This window comes from Pontibacter diazotrophicus (genome assembly GCF_003367245.1).
Classification (GTDB): domain Bacteria; phylum Bacteroidota; class Bacteroidia; order Cytophagales; family Hymenobacteraceae; genus Pontibacter; species Pontibacter diazotrophicus.
This window is the reverse complement of sequence record NZ_QRGR01000009.1, coordinates 233,209-251,580: the sequence shown is the minus strand read 5'-3', so window position 1 is coordinate 251,580 and position 18,372 is coordinate 233,209. Positions and strand designations below refer to the sequence as shown.

The 18,372-nt window shown below is 49.4% G+C and carries 11 protein-coding genes; 6 read left to right on the top strand and 5 right to left on the bottom strand.

Going from position 1 to position 18,372, the window contains the following annotated elements; translation table 11 throughout:
• The first annotated feature begins 10 nt into the window (after positions 1 to 10).
• The 3 genes from DXT99_RS10230 to DXT99_RS27875 all read left to right on the top strand — a co-directional run bounded on the left by DXT99_RS10230 (position 11) and on the right by DXT99_RS27875 (position 6,092).
• Positions 11 to 1,225, top strand: coding sequence for a glycoside hydrolase family 88/105 protein (locus DXT99_RS10230; RefSeq protein ID WP_115565443.1), 1,215 nt, complete (start codon positions 11 to 13; stop codon positions 1,223 to 1,225).
• A gap of 139 nt (positions 1,226 to 1,364) precedes the next feature.
• A complete protein-coding gene (locus DXT99_RS10225) occupies positions 1,365 to 2,108 on the top strand; it encodes a rhamnogalacturonan acetylesterase (protein ID WP_115565442.1) in 744 nt (247 codons plus the stop codon).
• A 489-nt stretch (positions 2,109 to 2,597) separates the two neighbouring features.
• Positions 2,598 to 6,092: a rhamnogalacturonan lyase family protein gene (locus DXT99_RS27875; protein ID WP_147294199.1), complete on the top strand. Its 3,495-nt coding sequence runs from the start codon at positions 2,598 to 2,600 to the stop codon at positions 6,090 to 6,092.
• 572 nt (positions 6,093 to 6,664) lie between these two features.
• On the opposite strand, the gene DXT99_RS10215 is transcribed toward DXT99_RS27875, so the two are convergent.
• On the bottom strand, positions 6,665 to 7,069 hold the full coding sequence (locus DXT99_RS10215; RefSeq protein WP_115565440.1) for a glycoside hydrolase family protein: 405 nt from the start codon (positions 7,067 to 7,069) through the stop codon (positions 6,665 to 6,667).
• A 447-nt stretch (positions 7,070 to 7,516) separates the two neighbouring features.
• Between DXT99_RS10215 and DXT99_RS10210 the strand changes: the two genes are divergently transcribed.
• Together DXT99_RS10210 and DXT99_RS10205 are read left to right on the top strand one after the other, a co-directional pair.
• Entirely contained in the window at positions 7,517 to 9,073 is a 1,557-nt protein-coding gene (locus DXT99_RS10210) for a sialate O-acetylesterase (protein ID WP_115565439.1), read from the top strand.
• 65 nt (positions 9,074 to 9,138) lie between these two features.
• Positions 9,139 to 10,497, top strand: a complete 1,359-nt coding sequence (locus DXT99_RS10205; RefSeq protein WP_115565438.1) for a TolB-like translocation protein — start codon at positions 9,139 to 9,141, stop codon at positions 10,495 to 10,497.
• Between the two features lie 219 nt (positions 10,498 to 10,716).
• On the opposite strand, the gene DXT99_RS10200 is transcribed toward DXT99_RS10205, so the two are convergent.
• The 3 genes from DXT99_RS10200 to DXT99_RS10190 form a co-directional block, all read right to left on the bottom strand.
• Positions 10,717 to 12,606, bottom strand: coding sequence for a rhamnogalacturonan lyase (locus DXT99_RS10200; protein ID WP_181885085.1), 1,890 nt, complete (start codon positions 12,604 to 12,606; stop codon positions 10,717 to 10,719).
• Between the two features lie 215 nt (positions 12,607 to 12,821).
• Positions 12,822 to 14,249, bottom strand: a complete 1,428-nt coding sequence (locus DXT99_RS10195; protein ID WP_115565437.1) for a glycoside hydrolase family 88/105 protein — start codon at positions 14,247 to 14,249, stop codon at positions 12,822 to 12,824.
• Between the two features lie 185 nt (positions 14,250 to 14,434).
• Positions 14,435 to 15,691 carry a DUF4861 domain-containing protein gene (locus DXT99_RS10190; protein WP_115565436.1) on the bottom strand — a complete coding sequence of 419 codons (1,257 nt, stop codon included), beginning with the start codon at positions 15,689 to 15,691 and terminating at the stop codon, positions 14,435 to 14,437.
• A 437-nt stretch (positions 15,692 to 16,128) separates the two neighbouring features.
• Here DXT99_RS10190 and DXT99_RS10185 point away from each other — a divergent pair, with 437 nt between their 5' ends.
• On the top strand, positions 16,129 to 17,277 hold the full coding sequence (locus tag DXT99_RS10185) for a glycoside hydrolase family 88/105 protein (RefSeq protein WP_115565435.1): 1,149 nt from the start codon (positions 16,129 to 16,131) through the stop codon (positions 17,275 to 17,277).
• 164 nt (positions 17,278 to 17,441) lie between these two features.
• On the opposite strand, the gene DXT99_RS10180 is transcribed toward DXT99_RS10185, so the two are convergent.
• Complete coding sequence (locus DXT99_RS10180) at positions 17,442 to 18,317, bottom strand: HAEPLYID family protein (RefSeq protein ID WP_115565434.1); 876 nt, start codon at positions 18,315 to 18,317, stop codon at positions 17,442 to 17,444.
• Between the last annotated feature and the right edge of the window lie 55 nt (positions 18,318 to 18,372).

Here is an 18,372-nt window from a genome sequence, read left to right as displayed (position 1 = left end):
AAACTGTGCCATGATAAAAAGAACAAGCAGGCTGGGTATACCCGGTGTCACCCTGCTTTTACTGGTTTTGCTGACTTCACTATCAGCTGGTACACCTCCGGCTGTGCCCGATATTCCGAAATCCCTGAAATGGTCAGAGAGAATGGCATTGTCTATCATCAAAAACAACCCGGAGCCTTGGATGATAGAGTTCTCAGAAGAGCCAGTGTGGAGTTATCCGCAGGGGCTGGTGCTGCATGCCTTCGAGGAAATGGACAAGCAGCACCCCAGGCAACAGTACCGGGACTACATTAAAGCTTACCCGGATGTGATGCTTGATGAGAAGGGAAACATCAGAACCTATGATGCCGCCTCTTTCAACATTGATATGGTAAACTCCGGCAAGATACTTTTTAACCTTTACAAGCGAACCAAAGATGAGAAATACAAGGTAGCCATCGAGACGTTGCGCCACCAGATGAAGTGGCAGCCCCGCACAACAGAAGGAGGCTACTGGCACAAGCTGCGTTACCCCTGGCAAATGTGGCTCGACGGTGCTTATATGGGAGCTCCCTTCCTGGCGCAATATGGCAAAAGGTTTGGCGATAACGCGGCCTTCGATGAGGTGGCAAATCAATTGGTTCTGCTGGAGAAAAAGACCAGAGATGCTCGAACCGGCTTGCTCTACCATGGCTGGGACGAGAGCAGGTTCCAGCCATGGGCAAACCCGAAGACAGGCACTTCCCCACATTTCTGGGGCAGGGCGATGGGGTGGTATGCCATGGCCCTGGTGGATGTGCTCGATTTCTTCCCGCAGGACCACCCGAGGCGCAACGAAATCATCGGCATCCTGCAGCGGCTGGCACCGGCACTGCAAAAGTACCAGGACGCTAAAACAGGGCTTTGGTACCAGGTGGTGGACCAGGGCGCGCGGGAAGGCAACTATCTGGAGGCATCGGCTTCCAGTATGTTTGTGTATGCGCTGGCCAAAGGTGCCAACAAAGGATACCTGGACAAGCAGTATCGGAAAGTTGCCGGGAAGGGTTTTAAGGGGATTATCGATAACATGATAGAAGTGAAGCCGGATGGTGAGGTGCTGCTGCACAAAGTATGTGCAGTAGCAGGGCTGGGTGGCAACCCTTACCGGGACGGGACATACGAGTACTATGTAAACGAGCCTATCCGTACAAACGATCCGAAGGGAACAGGGCCTTTCATCTTAGCCAGTCTGGAGTTAGACAAATAACTCAACAAACCAATAAAGTTACATACGGCGGGTAAACTGCACCTGCAACGTTATGAGAAAACCTGAACGGTGACAAATTTAACCGGCTGGTATACAAAGCCGGCAGGGTTATGCATGAGTTTATTTTTTAAAATCTGATATGCTGAAGAACTGCAAAATACTTCTACTGTGCCTGCTGCTGGCAGGCTTTACCTTTCCGGCGAAAAAGGAAATCACCATTTACCTGGCTGGAGACTCCACCATGCAAACCTATAAAGAAACTGAAACACCCATGCGGGGCTGGGGCCAGTACCTGGAACTGTTTTTTGATGAGGACGTGAAGGTGGTAAACAGGGCCATTGGCGGGCGGAGCACCCGTACCTTTATAAATGAGGAACGCTGGAAGGGTATTGTGGATAATCTGCAGAAAGGCGACTGGGTATTCATACAGTTCGGGCATAACGATAACTCCAGTAGCCCGGCACGCCATACTACGCCGGAAGACTACCGGAATAACCTGAGAAAATTTGTCAAGGAAGTGTGTGCCAAAAAAGCAAATCCGGTGCTGCTGACCTCCATCACGACCCGTAAGTTTGATGAACAGGGAAAAGTGAACACAGCCATCGGCCCTTACCCGGACATTACGCGTGAGGTAGCCGCAGAACTGAAGGTGCCGCTGATTGACCTGAACAGGAAAACAGGAGACTATGTGCAGTCACTGGGGGAAGAGGAATCTAAGAAGCTGTACATGTGGCTGGAGCCGGGCGACCACCCCAAATACCCCGACGGCCTGAAAGACGACACGCACATGCAGGAACCCGGAGCCCTGAAGGTCGCTGAACTGGCTGTTGAAGGAATAAGAGAATTAAAGCTAAAACCGCTGGTGAAGAATTTAAAAAAATAAAACAAAAAGAGCATCCAATGTGATGCTCTTTTTGTTTTATCGCTTTCGTTATATTAAAATGCAAGGTATTATTATGATTATTTATAGCAAGTAATGGTTTTTGGCAGATACAGGTGGCTGTTATTTGTACTATGCAGGATACTGCAGGATAGCCTTAAATAAATTAATTAATAATTTGGATACAAACGCTTTAGAAGTAAGAGATAAGAAGTTGTTATAAAGAATGAAGTTTTAACATCTTGTTATAGTGCAGAAATGAAAGAAGCGTAGGAGGAGGGGTTTACAAGTACTTTTAAAGGGACAGCAGCTAAAAAAGCCTGAAAAGCCAACGTATTCGTTTGCATCTGGCTCACCCGTAAACAGCTGTTTTTAAAAGGCTTCATGTGCTGGGGAAGTAAAATGGAATCATGCCTTGCTGAAGGGCATGTTAACCGATGACCTGAATCAAATAAGGTATAGTTTAATATTTCACTTTTAATACGCTGGTGCATGAAAAAAATACTACAGATTCCATCCACTCACTGTTCTATAGCAAGAGAAGATTCAGAAGAAGACATCCCCCGGCAAACACACTGCCCATCCTTTCTATACAGAAGAATAGGGCTGTTGCTGATGCTGCTGTTCACCTTTACTGCCGTCATTGCCCAACGCCACATGGAAAACCTCGGGCGGGGGGTAGTTGCTGTCAGAACCAGCAGCAGCCAGGTATTTGTGAGCTGGCGCATGCTGGGCACAGATCCCGATAACATCGCCTTTAACCTGTACCGGGGGTCGAGTAAACTAAACGAAGCACCCATCACAGGCGCCACCAATTATACCGATGATACAAGCTCAGATGAGGAGTATACTGTCCGGCCGGTCATTGACGGTCAGGAACAGGCAGCATCTGCCCCCGCTACCGTCTGGGCAGAGCCTTTCAAGCGCCTTCCCTTGCAGCGGCCTGCCGGCGGCACCACACCCGATGGTGTGAGCTACACCTACAGCCCCGGCGACTGCAGTGTAGGCGACCTGGATGGCGACGGTGAGTATGAAATCATCGTGAAATGGGATCCCTCTAACGCCAAAGACAACTCCCAGGCCGGCTTTACCGGCAATGTGTACCTCGACGCCTATAAAATGAACGGCACACGGATGTGGCGTATCGACCTGGGCCGCAACATTCGCGCCGGTGCTCACTATACCCAGTTTATCGTGTATGACTTGGACAGCGACGGTAAGGCTGAACTGGCCTGCAAAACCGCCGATGGTACAGTGGATGGAGCAGGTACCATTATCGGAAACCCCGATGTTGATTATCGTAATACTGGCGGATACATTCTGCATGGTCCGGAGTTTCTAACAGTCTTTAATGGAGAGACAGGAGCCGCTATGGCAACCACGGATTATGTACCTGCCCGCGGCAACGTAGCCAGTTGGGGCGATGACTATGGCAACCGCGTAGACCGCTTTTTGGCGGGAGTAGGTTATTTTGATGGGCAGCGCCCCAGCCTGCTGTTTACCCGCGGCTACTATACCCGCACTGTTTTGGCAGCCTGGGATTGGCGCAACGGGCAGCTAACCCAGCGCTGGGTGTTTGATACGAATACAGAAGGAAACGGAGCCTATGCCGGCCAGGGCAACCACAGCCTCAGCATTAACGATGTGGATGGCGACGGCAAAGATGAAGTGGTTTTTGGCTCTATGGCGATCGATGATGACGGCACAGGTCTCTATACTACTGGCCTGGGCCATGGCGATGCCCAGCACGTGGGCGATCTGGACCCTGACCGCCCGGGCCTGGAATCCTGGTCTGCGCATGAATCACAGGCACAATACGATGGTAATGGCCTCTGGATGCGCGATGCAGCTACCGGCGAAAAGCTTTGGGGGGTGCCCACCACCGGCGACATTGGCCGTGCCATGACCGCCGATATTGACCCCGGCCACAAAGGCTATGAAGCCTGGGGACCAAGAGGAGGCTTGTATAATGCAAAAGGCGAAGAAATTTCAGCTGCCAAGCCAGGAAGCATGAACTTTGGCAACTGGTGGGATGGCGATTTGCAGCGCGAACTCCTGGACGGTACCGTGCTGGACAAGTGGAACTATACCAGCAGTGCACAGGAGAGACTGCTTTCTGCCCACGACTTTGGCGCCGAGAGAAACAACGGCACAAAAGCCAATCCCGGCCTGAGCGCCGACATCATGGGCGACTGGCGCGAGGAAGTCATTTACCGCCATAACAACAACAGCGAACTGCTGATCTTTACCACCACCATCCCCACCACGCACAGGTTCTATACCTTTATGCACGATGCGCAATACCGGGCGGCTGTTGCCTGGCAAAACGTAGGCTATAACCAGCCCCCGCACACCAGCTTTTATGTAGGCGAAGGCATGGAGACGCCGCCAACTCCTTCCATTGCGATGGTTGAGGCTCCTGAAAATCCAACATCAGCCATTTATTTAACAGCACGTGGCGGCGATGCAAAAGCCTACCTGGGATGGTCTACCCTTAACTATGAGCTGTCCCGCCTGGAGGTATACCGGGATACAGACCCCGATCCGAATGGCAGAACCAGAGTTGCCCAACTAAGCGGAACAGTAAAGTCTCATATAGACGAGGGGCTGACAAACGGCACCACCTATTATTACTGGATTAAGGGCTTTGATGCCAATGGGATTGTCGTGAACTCTGCTGCTGCAAGTGCCACACCTGAGGGGGTTACGTTACCGCCGCCACCGGCCATTGTAGAACTGGCTGCCACCGGCGGCGACGGAAAAGTGGACCTGAACTGGAGCATCGAAAACGTCAATATCCGCCACGTGGAAATTTTCCGTGATACGGACTCCAACCCAAATGGCAGGGGCAGGGTTGGTATTGTAGGAGCAGGCGAAACCACTTTCACTGATGCTACGGTTACAAACGGTACTCCTTACTGGTACTGGCTCAAAGTAATTGGTGTAGACGGTAAAGCGCACGGTTCCAATGCAGCCCAGGCAACGCCGGAGGGCAGCACACCGCCACCGCCGCCAAAAGAGGTGGTGCTCACTGCCACTGGAGGAGACAGGTTTGTGGACCTGAGCTGGACTGTTGAGAATATCGAAGACATTACAGCGCTGGAGATTTTCCGTGATACCGATTCCAACCCTTCCGGGAGGACCAGGATCCAATCGTTGCGTGCCGATGCAAGAACTTATACAGATAATTCGGTGCAGAACGGTACTACATACTGGTACTGGATCAAAATAACTGATGCCACAGGCGTCACCAATTCCAATGGAGCAAAGGCAACTCCGATGCCTCTCGACGGTATTTATACCATCTCTGCTTTGCACAGCGCCATGGCCCTGGATTTAAATAAGTCCTGCACGAAGAATGGGAACGGAAATGTAGTGCAGCGCACTCCTGGTGCAACAGACAATCAGCAATGGATGCTGAGCAGTGTGGGCGAAGGCTATTACAGCATAACCAGCGTAAACTGCGGACAGGCAATAGGAGTAAGAGCGCAGTCTGCTACTGCGGAAGGTGCTAACATCATGCAATGGGCCTATGAAGGAAAAGCCAACCAACAGTGGGAGCTTATCAGGCTGGGCAATGGCTACTACAACATCGTGAACAAGCACAGCGGCCAATCCATTACGGTAGAAGCAGCTTCTATGGCCGATGGGGCTAATGTGAAGCAGTGGTCTTTTGATGGAGGAGAACACCAGCAATTTAGCCTAACGCCGGTAAATATAAATGTAACTACAGTTTCGAATGTACAGCAGCTACTACAGCAGGAAACTGTTGCTCCAATTGTTTACCCTAATCCTTCTTCAGGCGACTTTGTAATTGAGTCAGAAGGAGCATTTGAGTATGTGATTTATGACCAGTTAGGCAGAAAAGTAGAGCAGAATAATGGGGAGCAGTCAGCCAGAACCGGCAATAAGTTGAAAGCGGGCTTATACATCATTAACATTCAAGCAAAAGGAAAATGGCAGCAATATAAGCTGATCAAAAAGTAATTCTTCATACATTGCCTGGAAAGAGCCTGGACCATCCTAGAGTCACAGGCTTTTTCTTTTTTCAAGGTTTTATAGCGGCATTACTTGCGTAGGTTGGCAAAAGAATAAGTTTACCACAGTGCTGTTGCGGTGGAGGCACCTGAAGGAATTGACTTTTTAGCAAGAGAAATGGTCGTCTAAAGACGTGGCACATTAAGTTTAGGAAGCCCGCTGTACGAGGAAAGCAGACACAGAAGGAAGCGCATCGTCAAAAGGCTAATATCAAAAGAACTGGCCGTACCTGTTGCCTTACTGAATAGGACTGTCATTTTTCTTATGAAGGTTGTGCTTAAGTAGAAGCCCTTGCCCCGGCATCATGCGGGACAAGGGCTTCTCTATTAAAAGAAGGTGCATAAGCGAACCGATAATACAAATATCAGCTGATTCATGCGCATTGTATCTTACGTGTCTGCAGATTCCCCTCCTGGGGGTAGGGCCCCTCTTAGGAGGAGCAGGAATGGGTTCTGTAGAACAGCTTCGTATGCAGTATTCAGATGAATGGTATTGTACATAGCAGGTTCAACAGCCAGATCTTAAAGTTTTACGTTGGTGCTGTTCTTAACTTCTATTTTGCTGTCATCTTTCGTGTCGATGTCAACATCATCAAACGTCCAGTTTTTGGCATGCGTAATCTCGCCTGCCGTAGCGGCTTCTATGTCGATGTCATTCAGGTGGAAGTTCTCTACAGAAGATTGTGGGATACCAGCAGCAGAAAGAGCCTTTTTAGCAGCCTTAACCCTAATGTCGGAGATGTAGACATCCCTGAACTTAGGAATGCCACGTTCTTCTGGTTCTACTTTCTGTAGCATCGTTTTCCAGTGCTGCGGGATCGTTTCATAAGAATAGCCTTCCGGTAAAGTAGAGTAGCTGTAGCTTGGGTTCCTGTTCATGGATACTTCAATGGGAGTGCCAACGCCATTCATCTCGATGTCCTGCATGTAAATGTTTTCTACAGTGCCGCCTCTCGTGGTTGCCGAATCTTATAATGGAAGGTATGTTTTCTTGATTAGCTCCTGCTAAAACGCAGAGCATTTGCTGAAATTGAAGTTCATCTGGTAAACTTGTCTTCTCCAAATTAGTCATCGAAGCCAGAATTCCTATCCTGCTCTATCCTGTTAAAGTATAGCGACATTGAAGCAGATGTGCCATGGAAGAATTTAACCGCTCTCTCTTGCTGAAATCCTGCAATTATGTGCCGGCACCCTATACCACAGGATAGTCTTCTGAACTGAAGGTATTATATTACATTCAGTATCAACATAAAAGAACTTTAGACAAAGAACTCTTTATCTATAAATTGATATGATTCAGTATGTTATACCTTGTCAGTTCTGTGCTTTTAGTTCAAACTAGTATCTCCCCTAAACTTAAAAAGCGAACTTCAAATGAGTTTTAGATTCAGAGGATGTCTTGGAATATGCCTGTTGCTGCTGTTCTTCAGCAACAGATTAGCGGCAAACATAAAGCTTCCTGCCCTGCTTTCTGATAATATGGTTTTGCAGCAGAACACAGGTATAACACTTTGGGGTTGGGCTGATCCGGGCGAAGCAGTGGAAGTGACCGGAAGTTGGAATAGCCGGACGGTAAAGGCTACTGCTGATGCTACCGGCAATTGGCAGGTAAAGCTGAATACTCCGAAGGCAGGTGGGCCTTATACCATCTTTTTCAAAGGGAACAATGTCATACAACTGAATAATGTGCTGGCGGGCGAAGTGTGGATTTGCTCCGGGCAAAGTAACATGCATTTCCCTGTCGCGCCGATTGACAATTCCGGCTGGGCAACGGGTGTGGTGAACTATAAAGAGGAAATAGCAAAGGCAAATTATCCTCAAATCAGGATGTTTACAGTGGCACGCGAAGTAGCGGACGAACCGGAGCAGGATGTAGTGGGCGATTGGCAGGTCGCCAGTTCAGCTACTGTTGGAGACTTTTCGGCAGTGGCTTATTTCTTTGCGAGAGAAATCTATGAAAAGACCGGACTGCCGATAGGCTTGATAAACACCTCATGGGGCGGAACACCCGCAGAAGGCTGGACCCAAAAGGAGGTGCTGGAATCGGACGCTGACTTGATACCGATACTTGAAAGGTATGCGGTGGATGTAGAAAAGTACCCGGAGGCGATAGAGGTATACAGGGAGGAACTGGCACAGTGGAAAAAGGAGTCGGAGAAAGCAAAGGACAGAGGTGAAAAACCTGCCGCTGCCCCGCGTGAGCCAATGGGGCCGAAGCATCACAAGTCGCCTTACAAGCTATACAATGCCATGATTGCGCCCCTGTTGCCTTATACTATCAAAGGTGCTATCTGGTACCAGGGCGAGTCCAACGCTGACAGAGCGTACCAGTACCGTAAGCTTTTTCCGGCTATGATAGCCAACTGGCGGCAAGGCTGGGAAAACGATTTCCCTTTCTACTTCGTGCAGATTGCCCCGCACCGGAGCCAGCGGCCGGAGATACGGGAAGCACAGTTATTAACCATGCAGGCGGTACCAAACACTGGTATGGCCGTTATCACCGATGCCGGAGACTCGCTGGATATTCACCCGCAAAATAAGCAGGTGGTAGGAAAGCGGCTGGCACTATGGGCACTGGCAAAGGATTATGGGCAGAAAAATATCGTCTATTCCGGTCCTGTCTACAAATCAATGCAGGTAGCGAAGGATAAGATAAAGCTATCGTTTGACCATGTCGCGGGAGGTTTGGTAGCAAAGGGCGGAGAATTAACAGAGTTTACCATTGCCGGTGCTGATCAGCAGTTTGTGCCGGCGCAGGCTAAAATAGAAGGAGATAAGGTGGTGGTCTGGAGTGATCAGGTGAAAAATCCCGTAGCTGTACGGTTTGCCTGGGAGCGGATACCGGAGCCAAACCTGTTTAACAAAGCCGGACTGCCTGCTACTCCTTTCCGGACAGACACCTGGCCAGCGGAGACCTATGGTAAAAATTGATACAACTGAAGAATTTAAAAGCTAAGTCTTCCTGACACGGTATTTCAACCAGATATTCCTAAACTATGCAAATAAGCTGTTCTACCCTTCATATAGCAAAGCGACTGCAACTACTTTTTCTGACAGCAAGAGGTGCCGGAATTGTGATAGCAGGTGTAAGTGTTCTAGTGCTTTCTTGGACGGCCTCTGCCCAGGTTGTGGAAGGTATAGATTACGCAGACCGTGCACATGTAGATAAGACCTTCGATATGGCGGGTACTGATATCTTTGGACAGCGTTTCCCTTCGGAAAGCCTCACCATTACGGACCCTGTAACAGGCGTTGAGATAACAGCACTAACCACCTCCAGGCATAGCAGCTCCAAGATTTACCAGGATCACCCTAACTGGACGGCTGATGGAAAGCATATTGTATTCAGCTCAAACAGGAATACTGCAGCAGGAGGAAACGTAACGTTTGCTGGCGACAAAACACCGCAGAGAGTCCGGCAGTATTACGCTATCTCCATGGATAACCACGAGATTGTTCAGGTGACGACAGGCCGCAGCGGCGGCGACCTGCTGTTAGGACACAAGCGAAACGTAGCTTTTCAAATTCGCGATAACCAGGTAGTGGAAGTGAACCTGGCCGCGTTGCTCGATGACAGTAAACAGGGGAAAGTGAAGGACCCCGCAAGCTATGAAAAGGTAGTAGCCACAATTCCTGACGACCTGAAGCCAGGCGGGATGTGTTTGGACATAAACGACAAAAGAATCTTCTTCTCAACAAGAGCAGCTAACGATCACTCCGCTATTTACAGCGTGGATTTTGACAGCAACAAAACGACGAAGCTTATAGAAGTACCTTTCAGAACAGGCCATTTTCAGGCGAACCCCTTTGTTTCAGGAGAGATGATGTACTGCTGGGAAACAGGTGGTGATGCGCCGCAGCGGATGTGGGTGTTGCGTGTTGATAAGAATGGTAAAGTAACGAACCGGCCCGTCTACAAAGAAAAGGCGGATGAGTGGGTAACGCACGAAATATTTGCAGGTCCCGACCACATCATGTTCAATATCATGGGGCATATTGATCGGTTGAGAAAGAACCCTACAGGCATTGTCCTGTTTAACATCCGCACCAATGAAGTCGTTAAACGATTGGAGCAGGCGAAAGAGTTAGGAGGCTACTGGCATGCTGCAGGCACAAAGGATTTAAAATGGGCAGTAGGCGATTCTTTCGACGGAAACATCTATCGAATCAATATAGAAACAGGTGATGCTACGCTACTCACGACGGGCCACCGTCCCAACACCAAAAGTCCGTTTTCAAGTCAGGCGCATGCTCATCAATCCATCAGCCCTGATGGAAAATGGGTGCTCTTCAACTCCAGTATGCTCACAGACAGTGATATCATGATGGTGCCGCTGCATCCGGAGGGGTTGTAGGATAGGAAAACTGCAACAGGAGCGGGTTTAGCAGTAAAGCATTGAATATGAAAAAGGCGTAGGGCAAAACGAATCAGCAGACTCCCCTCCTTAGACTCTAAAGGGGGCCCCTGCACCCCCAGGAGGGGCAGGGGTGGTTTGACCCGGGAAACACCAGCAAGTTTGGAGACTCGCACCCACTTTACGTCACCGGTTGGATACCGGCGCCAGGGTTGTTGGTTAGCGTTTAGAGGTTCCTGTTTTTGTGCCTCCTTTAGTAGGTACTACTATATCCGGGCGGGGCGGCTTTTGCATACCATGCCCTAGGTAGAAACTGGTGTGCGGTGGCTGGTTGTACCCAACATTTTGCCAGGAAACGCTCAGGCGGTACTGCGGGTTATGCATCAAAGTGTAGAGGCGGTGGTTTGTAGGAATGATGGTGGTATAGATGCGGAGACTTTGGTTATCTTCTGTTCTGAGAATTACTTCCTCGCGCCAATCGCCAAACAGGTCAGCGCTTAAGGCAGGCGTTGCTTTGGTGCCGTTATTAGAGGTAGCCCCTTCCGCTGTGAGTAAACGCACCTGTTGCTCCTGCGCATAATCCCACTTGTCGATGTGGTTGCCGTTGAGGAGCTCCCGCAGCAGGTCACCGTCCCACCAGATGGCGAAATTGGTGGAAGAGGGGTTCTTGCTGATTCTTTCGCCCTTTACATTATACAACCCCTTGTTGCCGTTCCACCACATTTCTGCTCCCGGGTTACGTGGATCGATGTCCGCAGCCAGGCCACGACCTACATCTTTCCCTTCTTCGCCTCCCCAGATAATATCTCCTGTCCGGGCGTTGTATAGGGCAACGCCATAGCCGGTTGCGTTTGTTTCGTTCTCATGGATGCCCCAGGCCAACTGGTCGGGGTTGCTTGGATCAAGCTGACTTACGTGCAAAGCATCGCCGTGGCGGAGACCGGTGGTGTAGATGCCCTGGCCGTTGTCATCTACTGCCATCGCACCGTAAACAATTTCGTCTTTGCCGTCTCTGTCTATGTCGTTTACGCTCAGGCTATGATTGCCCTGGCCGGAAAAAGGATTTTCACCGTCTTCTGAATCAAACACCCAACGGGAAGTCAGTTTGCCATCGCGCCAGTCCCAGGCGGCTATCACGGAACGGCCATAGTAGCCGCGGGCCATCAGCACACTGGGCAGTTTGCCGTCCAGGTAGGCGGCACCAGCCAGGAAACGATCTACCCGATTGCCATCGCAGTCGTTGCCACTGTTGCCACCCACGCCGCCCCAGCCGCACAAATCGCCTCTGCCGGGTATAAAGTCGGCGGTAGCAAGTGCTGCACCCGTTCGCCCATCAAACACAGTAAAATACTCCGGCCCTTGCAGGATTTTCCCGTTTTTATCGCGCCAGTCTTTTGAGGCATCGCCAATTACTTTGCCTTTTCCGTCTACAGTGCCGTCGGCGGTTTTACAGGCGAACTCTGCGATGCCGTCTCCATCCATGTCGATGACGATGAACTGGGTGTAGTGAGCACCTTCCCGGATGTTCTTGCCCAGGTTTATCTTCCAGAGCAGTTTACCCTCCAGGGTATAAGCATGAAAAATAGGTTCGTCGGTGAAGCCGTTTGAAGGTGTGTCGCGGCTCCTGCCGGTCATGTGGACGATGATTTCATACTGCCCGTCCCCGTCCAAGTCACCTACAGAAGCATCGTTAGGAGAGTAGCCCTCCGGCGTTTGTAGCGGAAGGGTCAGGTAGTTCTGGCGCCATACGGCTGCGGCTTCAGAAGGCTCCTGCTCTTTTCCGTTCAGCACCGGTCTCACAAAATAAGCAGTTGCCTGACTCTGGCTTACTCCAGCATCTGTGTAATTCGTGCTTTCGGTAATCGGCTTTTTATTTAGCTTCACAGGCTTCTTATTATTACCTGTTTTCCGGTACAGGTTAAAGGCTGTTTCTTCTGGTTCTGTTCCGAGCATGCGCCAGCTCACAAACACTGAATCACCACCTGCAGGTACAGCTACCACGCCACGGTTCAGGTATTCCATTTGCCGCTGCGCAGTAGCCTGTGTCAGGTTCAGAAACAGGAAGAAGCTTAACAGGAGTATTATTTTACTTTGGTTTATCATGTCCATTTCTTTATGGAAGAAGATATGTCAAAAAGACCGTCTTAACTTCCGTCTGACTTCGCTGCCGTTGCATCAGGACTCTGCGGAAGCTGCCATTCCTCCACCGTGGCCGGGTTAGCGTGAGCAAAAGGCTTTACATCTTCCTGCAGATAATCCACAAGCTTCAGGTTGTTCTTTTAGATGCCCTCCACAATGCTCTGGCAAATTGAAAGGCACCTCTATTATTGATTCTGAGAGGAGAACTGCACAGAACTGTCGTTTATCTCATATTTGCTTCCCTTTAAAAGGTTGATAACTTCAGCGCCTGCCAGTAATACCGGGCCGTAGCCATGCGCGGCATACACGTTAATCGGACGGTAAAAGTAGAAAGCGGGGTCGAAGGCCATGCCTGTTCCCACGCAGGTTCCTTCCACCTGCCCCTTGTCGTTTACCTGTGTAGCGACTGCATTCCAGGCCAGCAACACCATTGGGCCGTAAGCCTGCTTATCTACCCAGCCCTTGTTGATTGCCCGGGCAATGGAATAGGCATATATGGCGGTAGCAGAAGTTTCTAAGTAGGAGTTGTTTCGGTCGATGAGCTGATGCCAGAAGCCTTCACCTGCCTGGTACGATGCGAGTCCTTTTACATGCGCACGCAGCTGGTCCATCACTTTCGGATAGCCGGGGTGGTCCTGGGGCAGTACTTCCAACAGTTCTACCAACGTCATTACTGCCCAGCCATTGGCACGTGCCCAATGAAACTGCGGATGCGGTTCCATGCCCTGCACCCATCCGTGCATATAAAGGCCTTTCTCTTTGTTGAACATACGCTCCGAGAACTGTACCACCTGCTTCACGGCATCATCGTAGTAGCGGCGCTCTCCGGTTAATTTACCCATCTGTGCCAGCGCCGGCACACTCATGAACAGGTCATCGAGCCAGATGGTGTTGGGCAGCGGCCTGTTTCGGGCCAGCGTGCCGTCTGCCAGCCTGAATTCCTTGTTGCTGATATAGTCGATGTAATTGTCGATGAGGGGGCGCAGGTCTGATTTTGTGACACCATAGCGGCTGGCCTTTATCATGGCGGCACACATGGCACCCGCGTCATCCAGGGCATGCGGTGCCAGCACCTGCCGGAGTGGCGTCTCTACCTTAGGATTTTTCTTCATCTCGTTGCGGTAGTAGGGTGCCAGGTCCGCCAGAAAGCTCAGCCGCTGTGCGGTGTAGTTTGTAAAGCGCGGATCGCCGGTCGCTTCTCCTGCCAGCAGCATGCCCGCATAGGTTACGCCCCATTCGTAGCTGGTGAGCCGGAAGTCGCCCTGTTCCATCACAGCATTGCTGTTCAGCTTTTTCAGGTCTGTAACAGGCTTTCCGGATTTCTGGTCTACCATGCGGGCGGGGGTGGAGGCGTCGAGGTAGGCGTGCACCCGGTTCAGCACCTTAGTAACATCAGCTACCGTGGTGTTGCCATAGGGAGTAGGGTAGTCGGGCTGCATGGCGTGCAGCGGCGTGTTAACGTCTGAGACTTTGGCGGGGTTTGTCTGCGCCTGCGCTGTTTGAAAAGCAGCGACTAAGGAAAGCGCAAAGAAAGCTTTACGGGCCTTGATGCCTAACCACTGATAGTTGCTGCTATGTACAACAGGTTTTGAATATTTTGCTACTGCTTTCATTCGAATGTTTGTTTAATGTACTGCGGGAGATGCTTTCTCTCACAGGCTTCAGCAATCAATGTTGTTCCTGTTCTTGTTTAGGAAATAGTGTTCCTAAAATAGGAAGAAAAAGATAATAGGCTATCCTGTACTGTCCGGCTTATGCTCAGGAAGAAAAAGAACCATGCTTCAGACTTTAACCGCCCTTACCTAACCTGTACATCAACCTCGGCTGCTAACTGGCGGGTAAGGTCCTGCACATAGTTTCGGAAGGAGGATGAATCTTTGAAGGCTTCGTTGCTTAGCTCCCAGCCACCTACTGCATAATAGGTTACAGGTTGGTTTTCCTGCGCCTTCATTTTGGCAAAATAAGCCTGTGCCAGTCTGCCTGAAGTAGGAGCTTCCATATAGCCCTGGTAGGCATCCTTCGGTAAAATTAGCGCCAGGCCCAGTATCCATTCGTTGTCGTAGGTTTCGCGGTCGTGCGTCAGCAGTACCACCCACTCATCATCCACGTTGATTTCTGCAATGGAGTCTGTCTGATCCAGGTTATTCATGCCAATGAGCAACGTTTCATCACCCTGCAAACCAGAAACGCTGGCCGTATTGCGGTACGCGTACATGCCTGGCCAGATGGTGGGCTGCTCTTCTACCGTATATGTTCTGTCTGTGCCATCCGGCTTCCAGTTGTTATAGCGGAGGTGCATCATCGACCGTACCGGTCCTTCGGTTAAGATATTGAAAGTGGTGTTCTCGACATTGTTTACCGTGTCATTGACTGTAACTCCCAGGCGGTAGGGGGTGTCGCCAACCATGAGGGCAATACCGCCAATGCCTGTTGAGCTGCCTACTGCCATGATGTCCCGGCCCCATTCCTTCATCTCATGATAGTTGTCTTCCACAGCACCGGTATTACTTATGCCCACCGTTTCCGGTGACATATAGGAAACCTTCTTACCAAAAATATCTTTGGCGTTCCGTCCATCTAAGTAGTGGCGGAAGCCCACTTTGTCGTTTTCCCAAGCAGGGCCATCTGTCTGGTAAGGCTGGTAGCCTATGCCGGCACTTTTAGGCAGTTGGTTGGCATAAAGCGTGTCGCTTGTGCTGGGCTGCACCGGCGAATCTGCAGAAGAGCGTTTCCCGAACCGGACACTGGTGCGTGTGGTATATTCAGGCTGTGCACTTGCCCATGACAGTTGCAGGATCTGCTCGCCGTTGGCAGGTAAATCAGTCACAAAAAACAGCTCATCCCATTCATTGTCACCATCCAAATCATCTAACTGAGCCGCAAGGGTATCGCCGGTCTGGGTAAGCAGAACAGGATAACCGGCTCCGTCCGGCATACCAGAAAGTTGGTCACGTTTTACGGCAATGGCTTTATCGGTTAGCGCAACAGCTGATTGGTTCGTGAGAACAATCTCCTGCGCCTGGTCTTCAGTCTCAGACTGGCATGAAAGTAGCATGCTGCACAGACAAAGGAAGGGGAGTGAGAAGGTGCCTTTTTTTATCATGGATGATAGATGTGAAGTGATTAACTGGTTAAAGCTCTTATTCTAGTTTAAATCAGAGAGAATAGCCCGTTGGCTTATTTACTGCAGGCATATGTGCGCCTGGCTTGCTGCTTTAAACTGGGCTTCCTAAAGATAATAAAGAAGAATTAGCTGGCTATCCTGCTCTAGCCTGATTCAGCAGCATCGAGAATTCTGCAGTAGAGGAAACTACTTTTTTCTTTCATCCTACATGTACGGTTCCTCTCTGTAACAGCCTTACAGGATAGAGCAGGATAGAAAGCAAAAGGAAGTAATTTAAATTAGCTAAATTAGTGAAGTGCTTGTTCTGCCCTTTAATATACACAAAGAAGAGGTGCTTTTTCTGTAAAACATTTAACAGTAAGTAAATAATGATTCATAACACCCTTTCTCTTCGCAGCCTTTTCCTTTTCTGCTGCCTTGTTCTTATTGGTGCTGCTCAGGTACATGCGGAGCGCTTGCCTAAAAAGAAGAAGGTGCTCAAAACCCTTACTCTTGCCAATGATTATTTCATGCAGAAATGGCCTGATCCGGGCAAGGAAATAGTAACAAACAAAACCCGCCCCAGCAACATCTGGACCCGGGGCATCTATTATATCGGGTTGATGGAGCTGTATGAGGCAGACCCGCAGAAAAGGTACTACGACTATGCCGTGGATTGGGGACAGAAGCATGACTGGGGGCTAACCGGGAGAGACCAGGTAAGGCACGCAGATTACCAGACCTGCGGACAGACCTACATTGAGCTTTACAAAATAGACCCGAAGCCGGAGCGCATTCAGTCTATCAAAGCATCAGTGGATAATATGGTGAACAGCACCAAGTCTGATGACTGGGACTGGATTGATGCCCTGATGATGGCCATGCCTTTGTATGTGCAGTTAGGTGAAATCTACAAAGAAGATGCACCTGCCTACCATGCTAAAATGTACGACCTGTACAATGCTACCAAAACGGAAATCGGCGGCGGCTTGTATAATTCGCAGGATGGCCTGTGGTGGCGCGATGCTGACTTTGTGCCACCTTACGAAGAACCAAACGGTGAAGACTGCTACTGGTCCAGGGGAAACGGCTGGGTAGTTGGGGCACTGGTAAGGGTGCTGGACCGCTTGCCAAAAGATGCGCCGCACCGCGACGAGTATGAGAAAACGTACCTGGAGATGATGCGGGCGTTGGTGCCGCTGCAAAGAACAGACGGATTCTGGAATGTAAGCCTCCACGACCCGAACCATTTTGGAGGAAAGGAAACATCCGGCACCGCCTTGTTTACCTATGGCATGGCCTGGGGCGTGAACAATGGCTTGCTGGACCCGAAAATCTATAACCCTGTCATCACAAAGGCGTGGAACGCGATGGAAAAAGAAGCGGTACATCCAAGCGGCTTTTTAGGGTATGTACAAGGCACTGGAAAAGAGCCGAAAGACGGCCAGCCCGTGTCCTATACCAGCAAACCTGACTTCGAAGACTACGGCCTTGGCTGCTTCCTGCTTGCCGGAACAGAAATTATGAAGATGAAGTAAGGGTGCCTGTTTTTAAGTAATCATTAAAAGTAAAAGGGAGATGGCTAAATAAGCCGTCTCCCTTTTACTTTTAGAATAGTTCTGTAATAGTAGGTAATCCTTCTGCGATCACAAACTCTTTCTTTCTCCACAACTTTGAAAGGTTAAGTCCCTTCACATTTTCCTTAATGTGAGAATTTATGGGTCTTCTTGTGCCCTGGCTCCCAGATTAGCCTGACAAAAGAGCTGAATCTTTCATTTTCTCTTTTTACTGGTATTCCTGTTACTATTCCTATCAAAAGATTATCAACTATACTAAGCCTCATCTGTGGTCGGATAGTCATATCAAAGTCACTTTTATCGAATGTTTTGTTAAACTCTACTCCAATAAAATTTCTTGTGCCAGCTATCATGTAGTGAAAGCTGGTATTGATATCGTATGTAGTATGAAAGTCCCTCGTCTGGAAGTTCTGTTCTATCATCGGACCTGTATAGATCAATGAGTGATAATTGTTCCCCCAGCGTTTGGCAACAACAAAAAAAGGATTGTAGACATTCCCTTTAATCAAAGGGCTTCCAAAGCTCCTGAAATCTGATAGTTCAAACTCATTTATATAACCAATAGCCATGGAGGTTGCCATGGGCTCATTTACTAAGAAAGTCCATTGAGCGGCTAATTTTATACTGTTCAATCTATCTGAAGGAACAGAGTCTTCTGAAACACCTCTTAAAGGAGAGTAGATAGTAAACGGTAGTTCTACTTCCAGGCCCAAACGGTCGATAGGAGCCCATTCGTACTCCACTAAGGCTTCATAAGAATCAAATCTTTGATTGTCCGTCAGGCCTAAACCTATATTCCATTCTTTCTCACCTTTTCGTGCTCCAAGGTCCCGGATAAGGTCAATGTATAGTGGTTCTGCATGCAGTACTTTGGCAGGCTCTTTAAGTTCTTCTACTTCCTGAATGTAAAGGCTGTCTTTTATTGCGGCGCTGTTTTGCGCGTACGTGTTTGATGCTGATACCAAAAGGAAGATCAGCATCAAAATATTTTTGATGTTCATTTCAGATTTATTTTTGTAAACAATAAGGATTCTTGTGCTTTATTTTAAAAGCCAA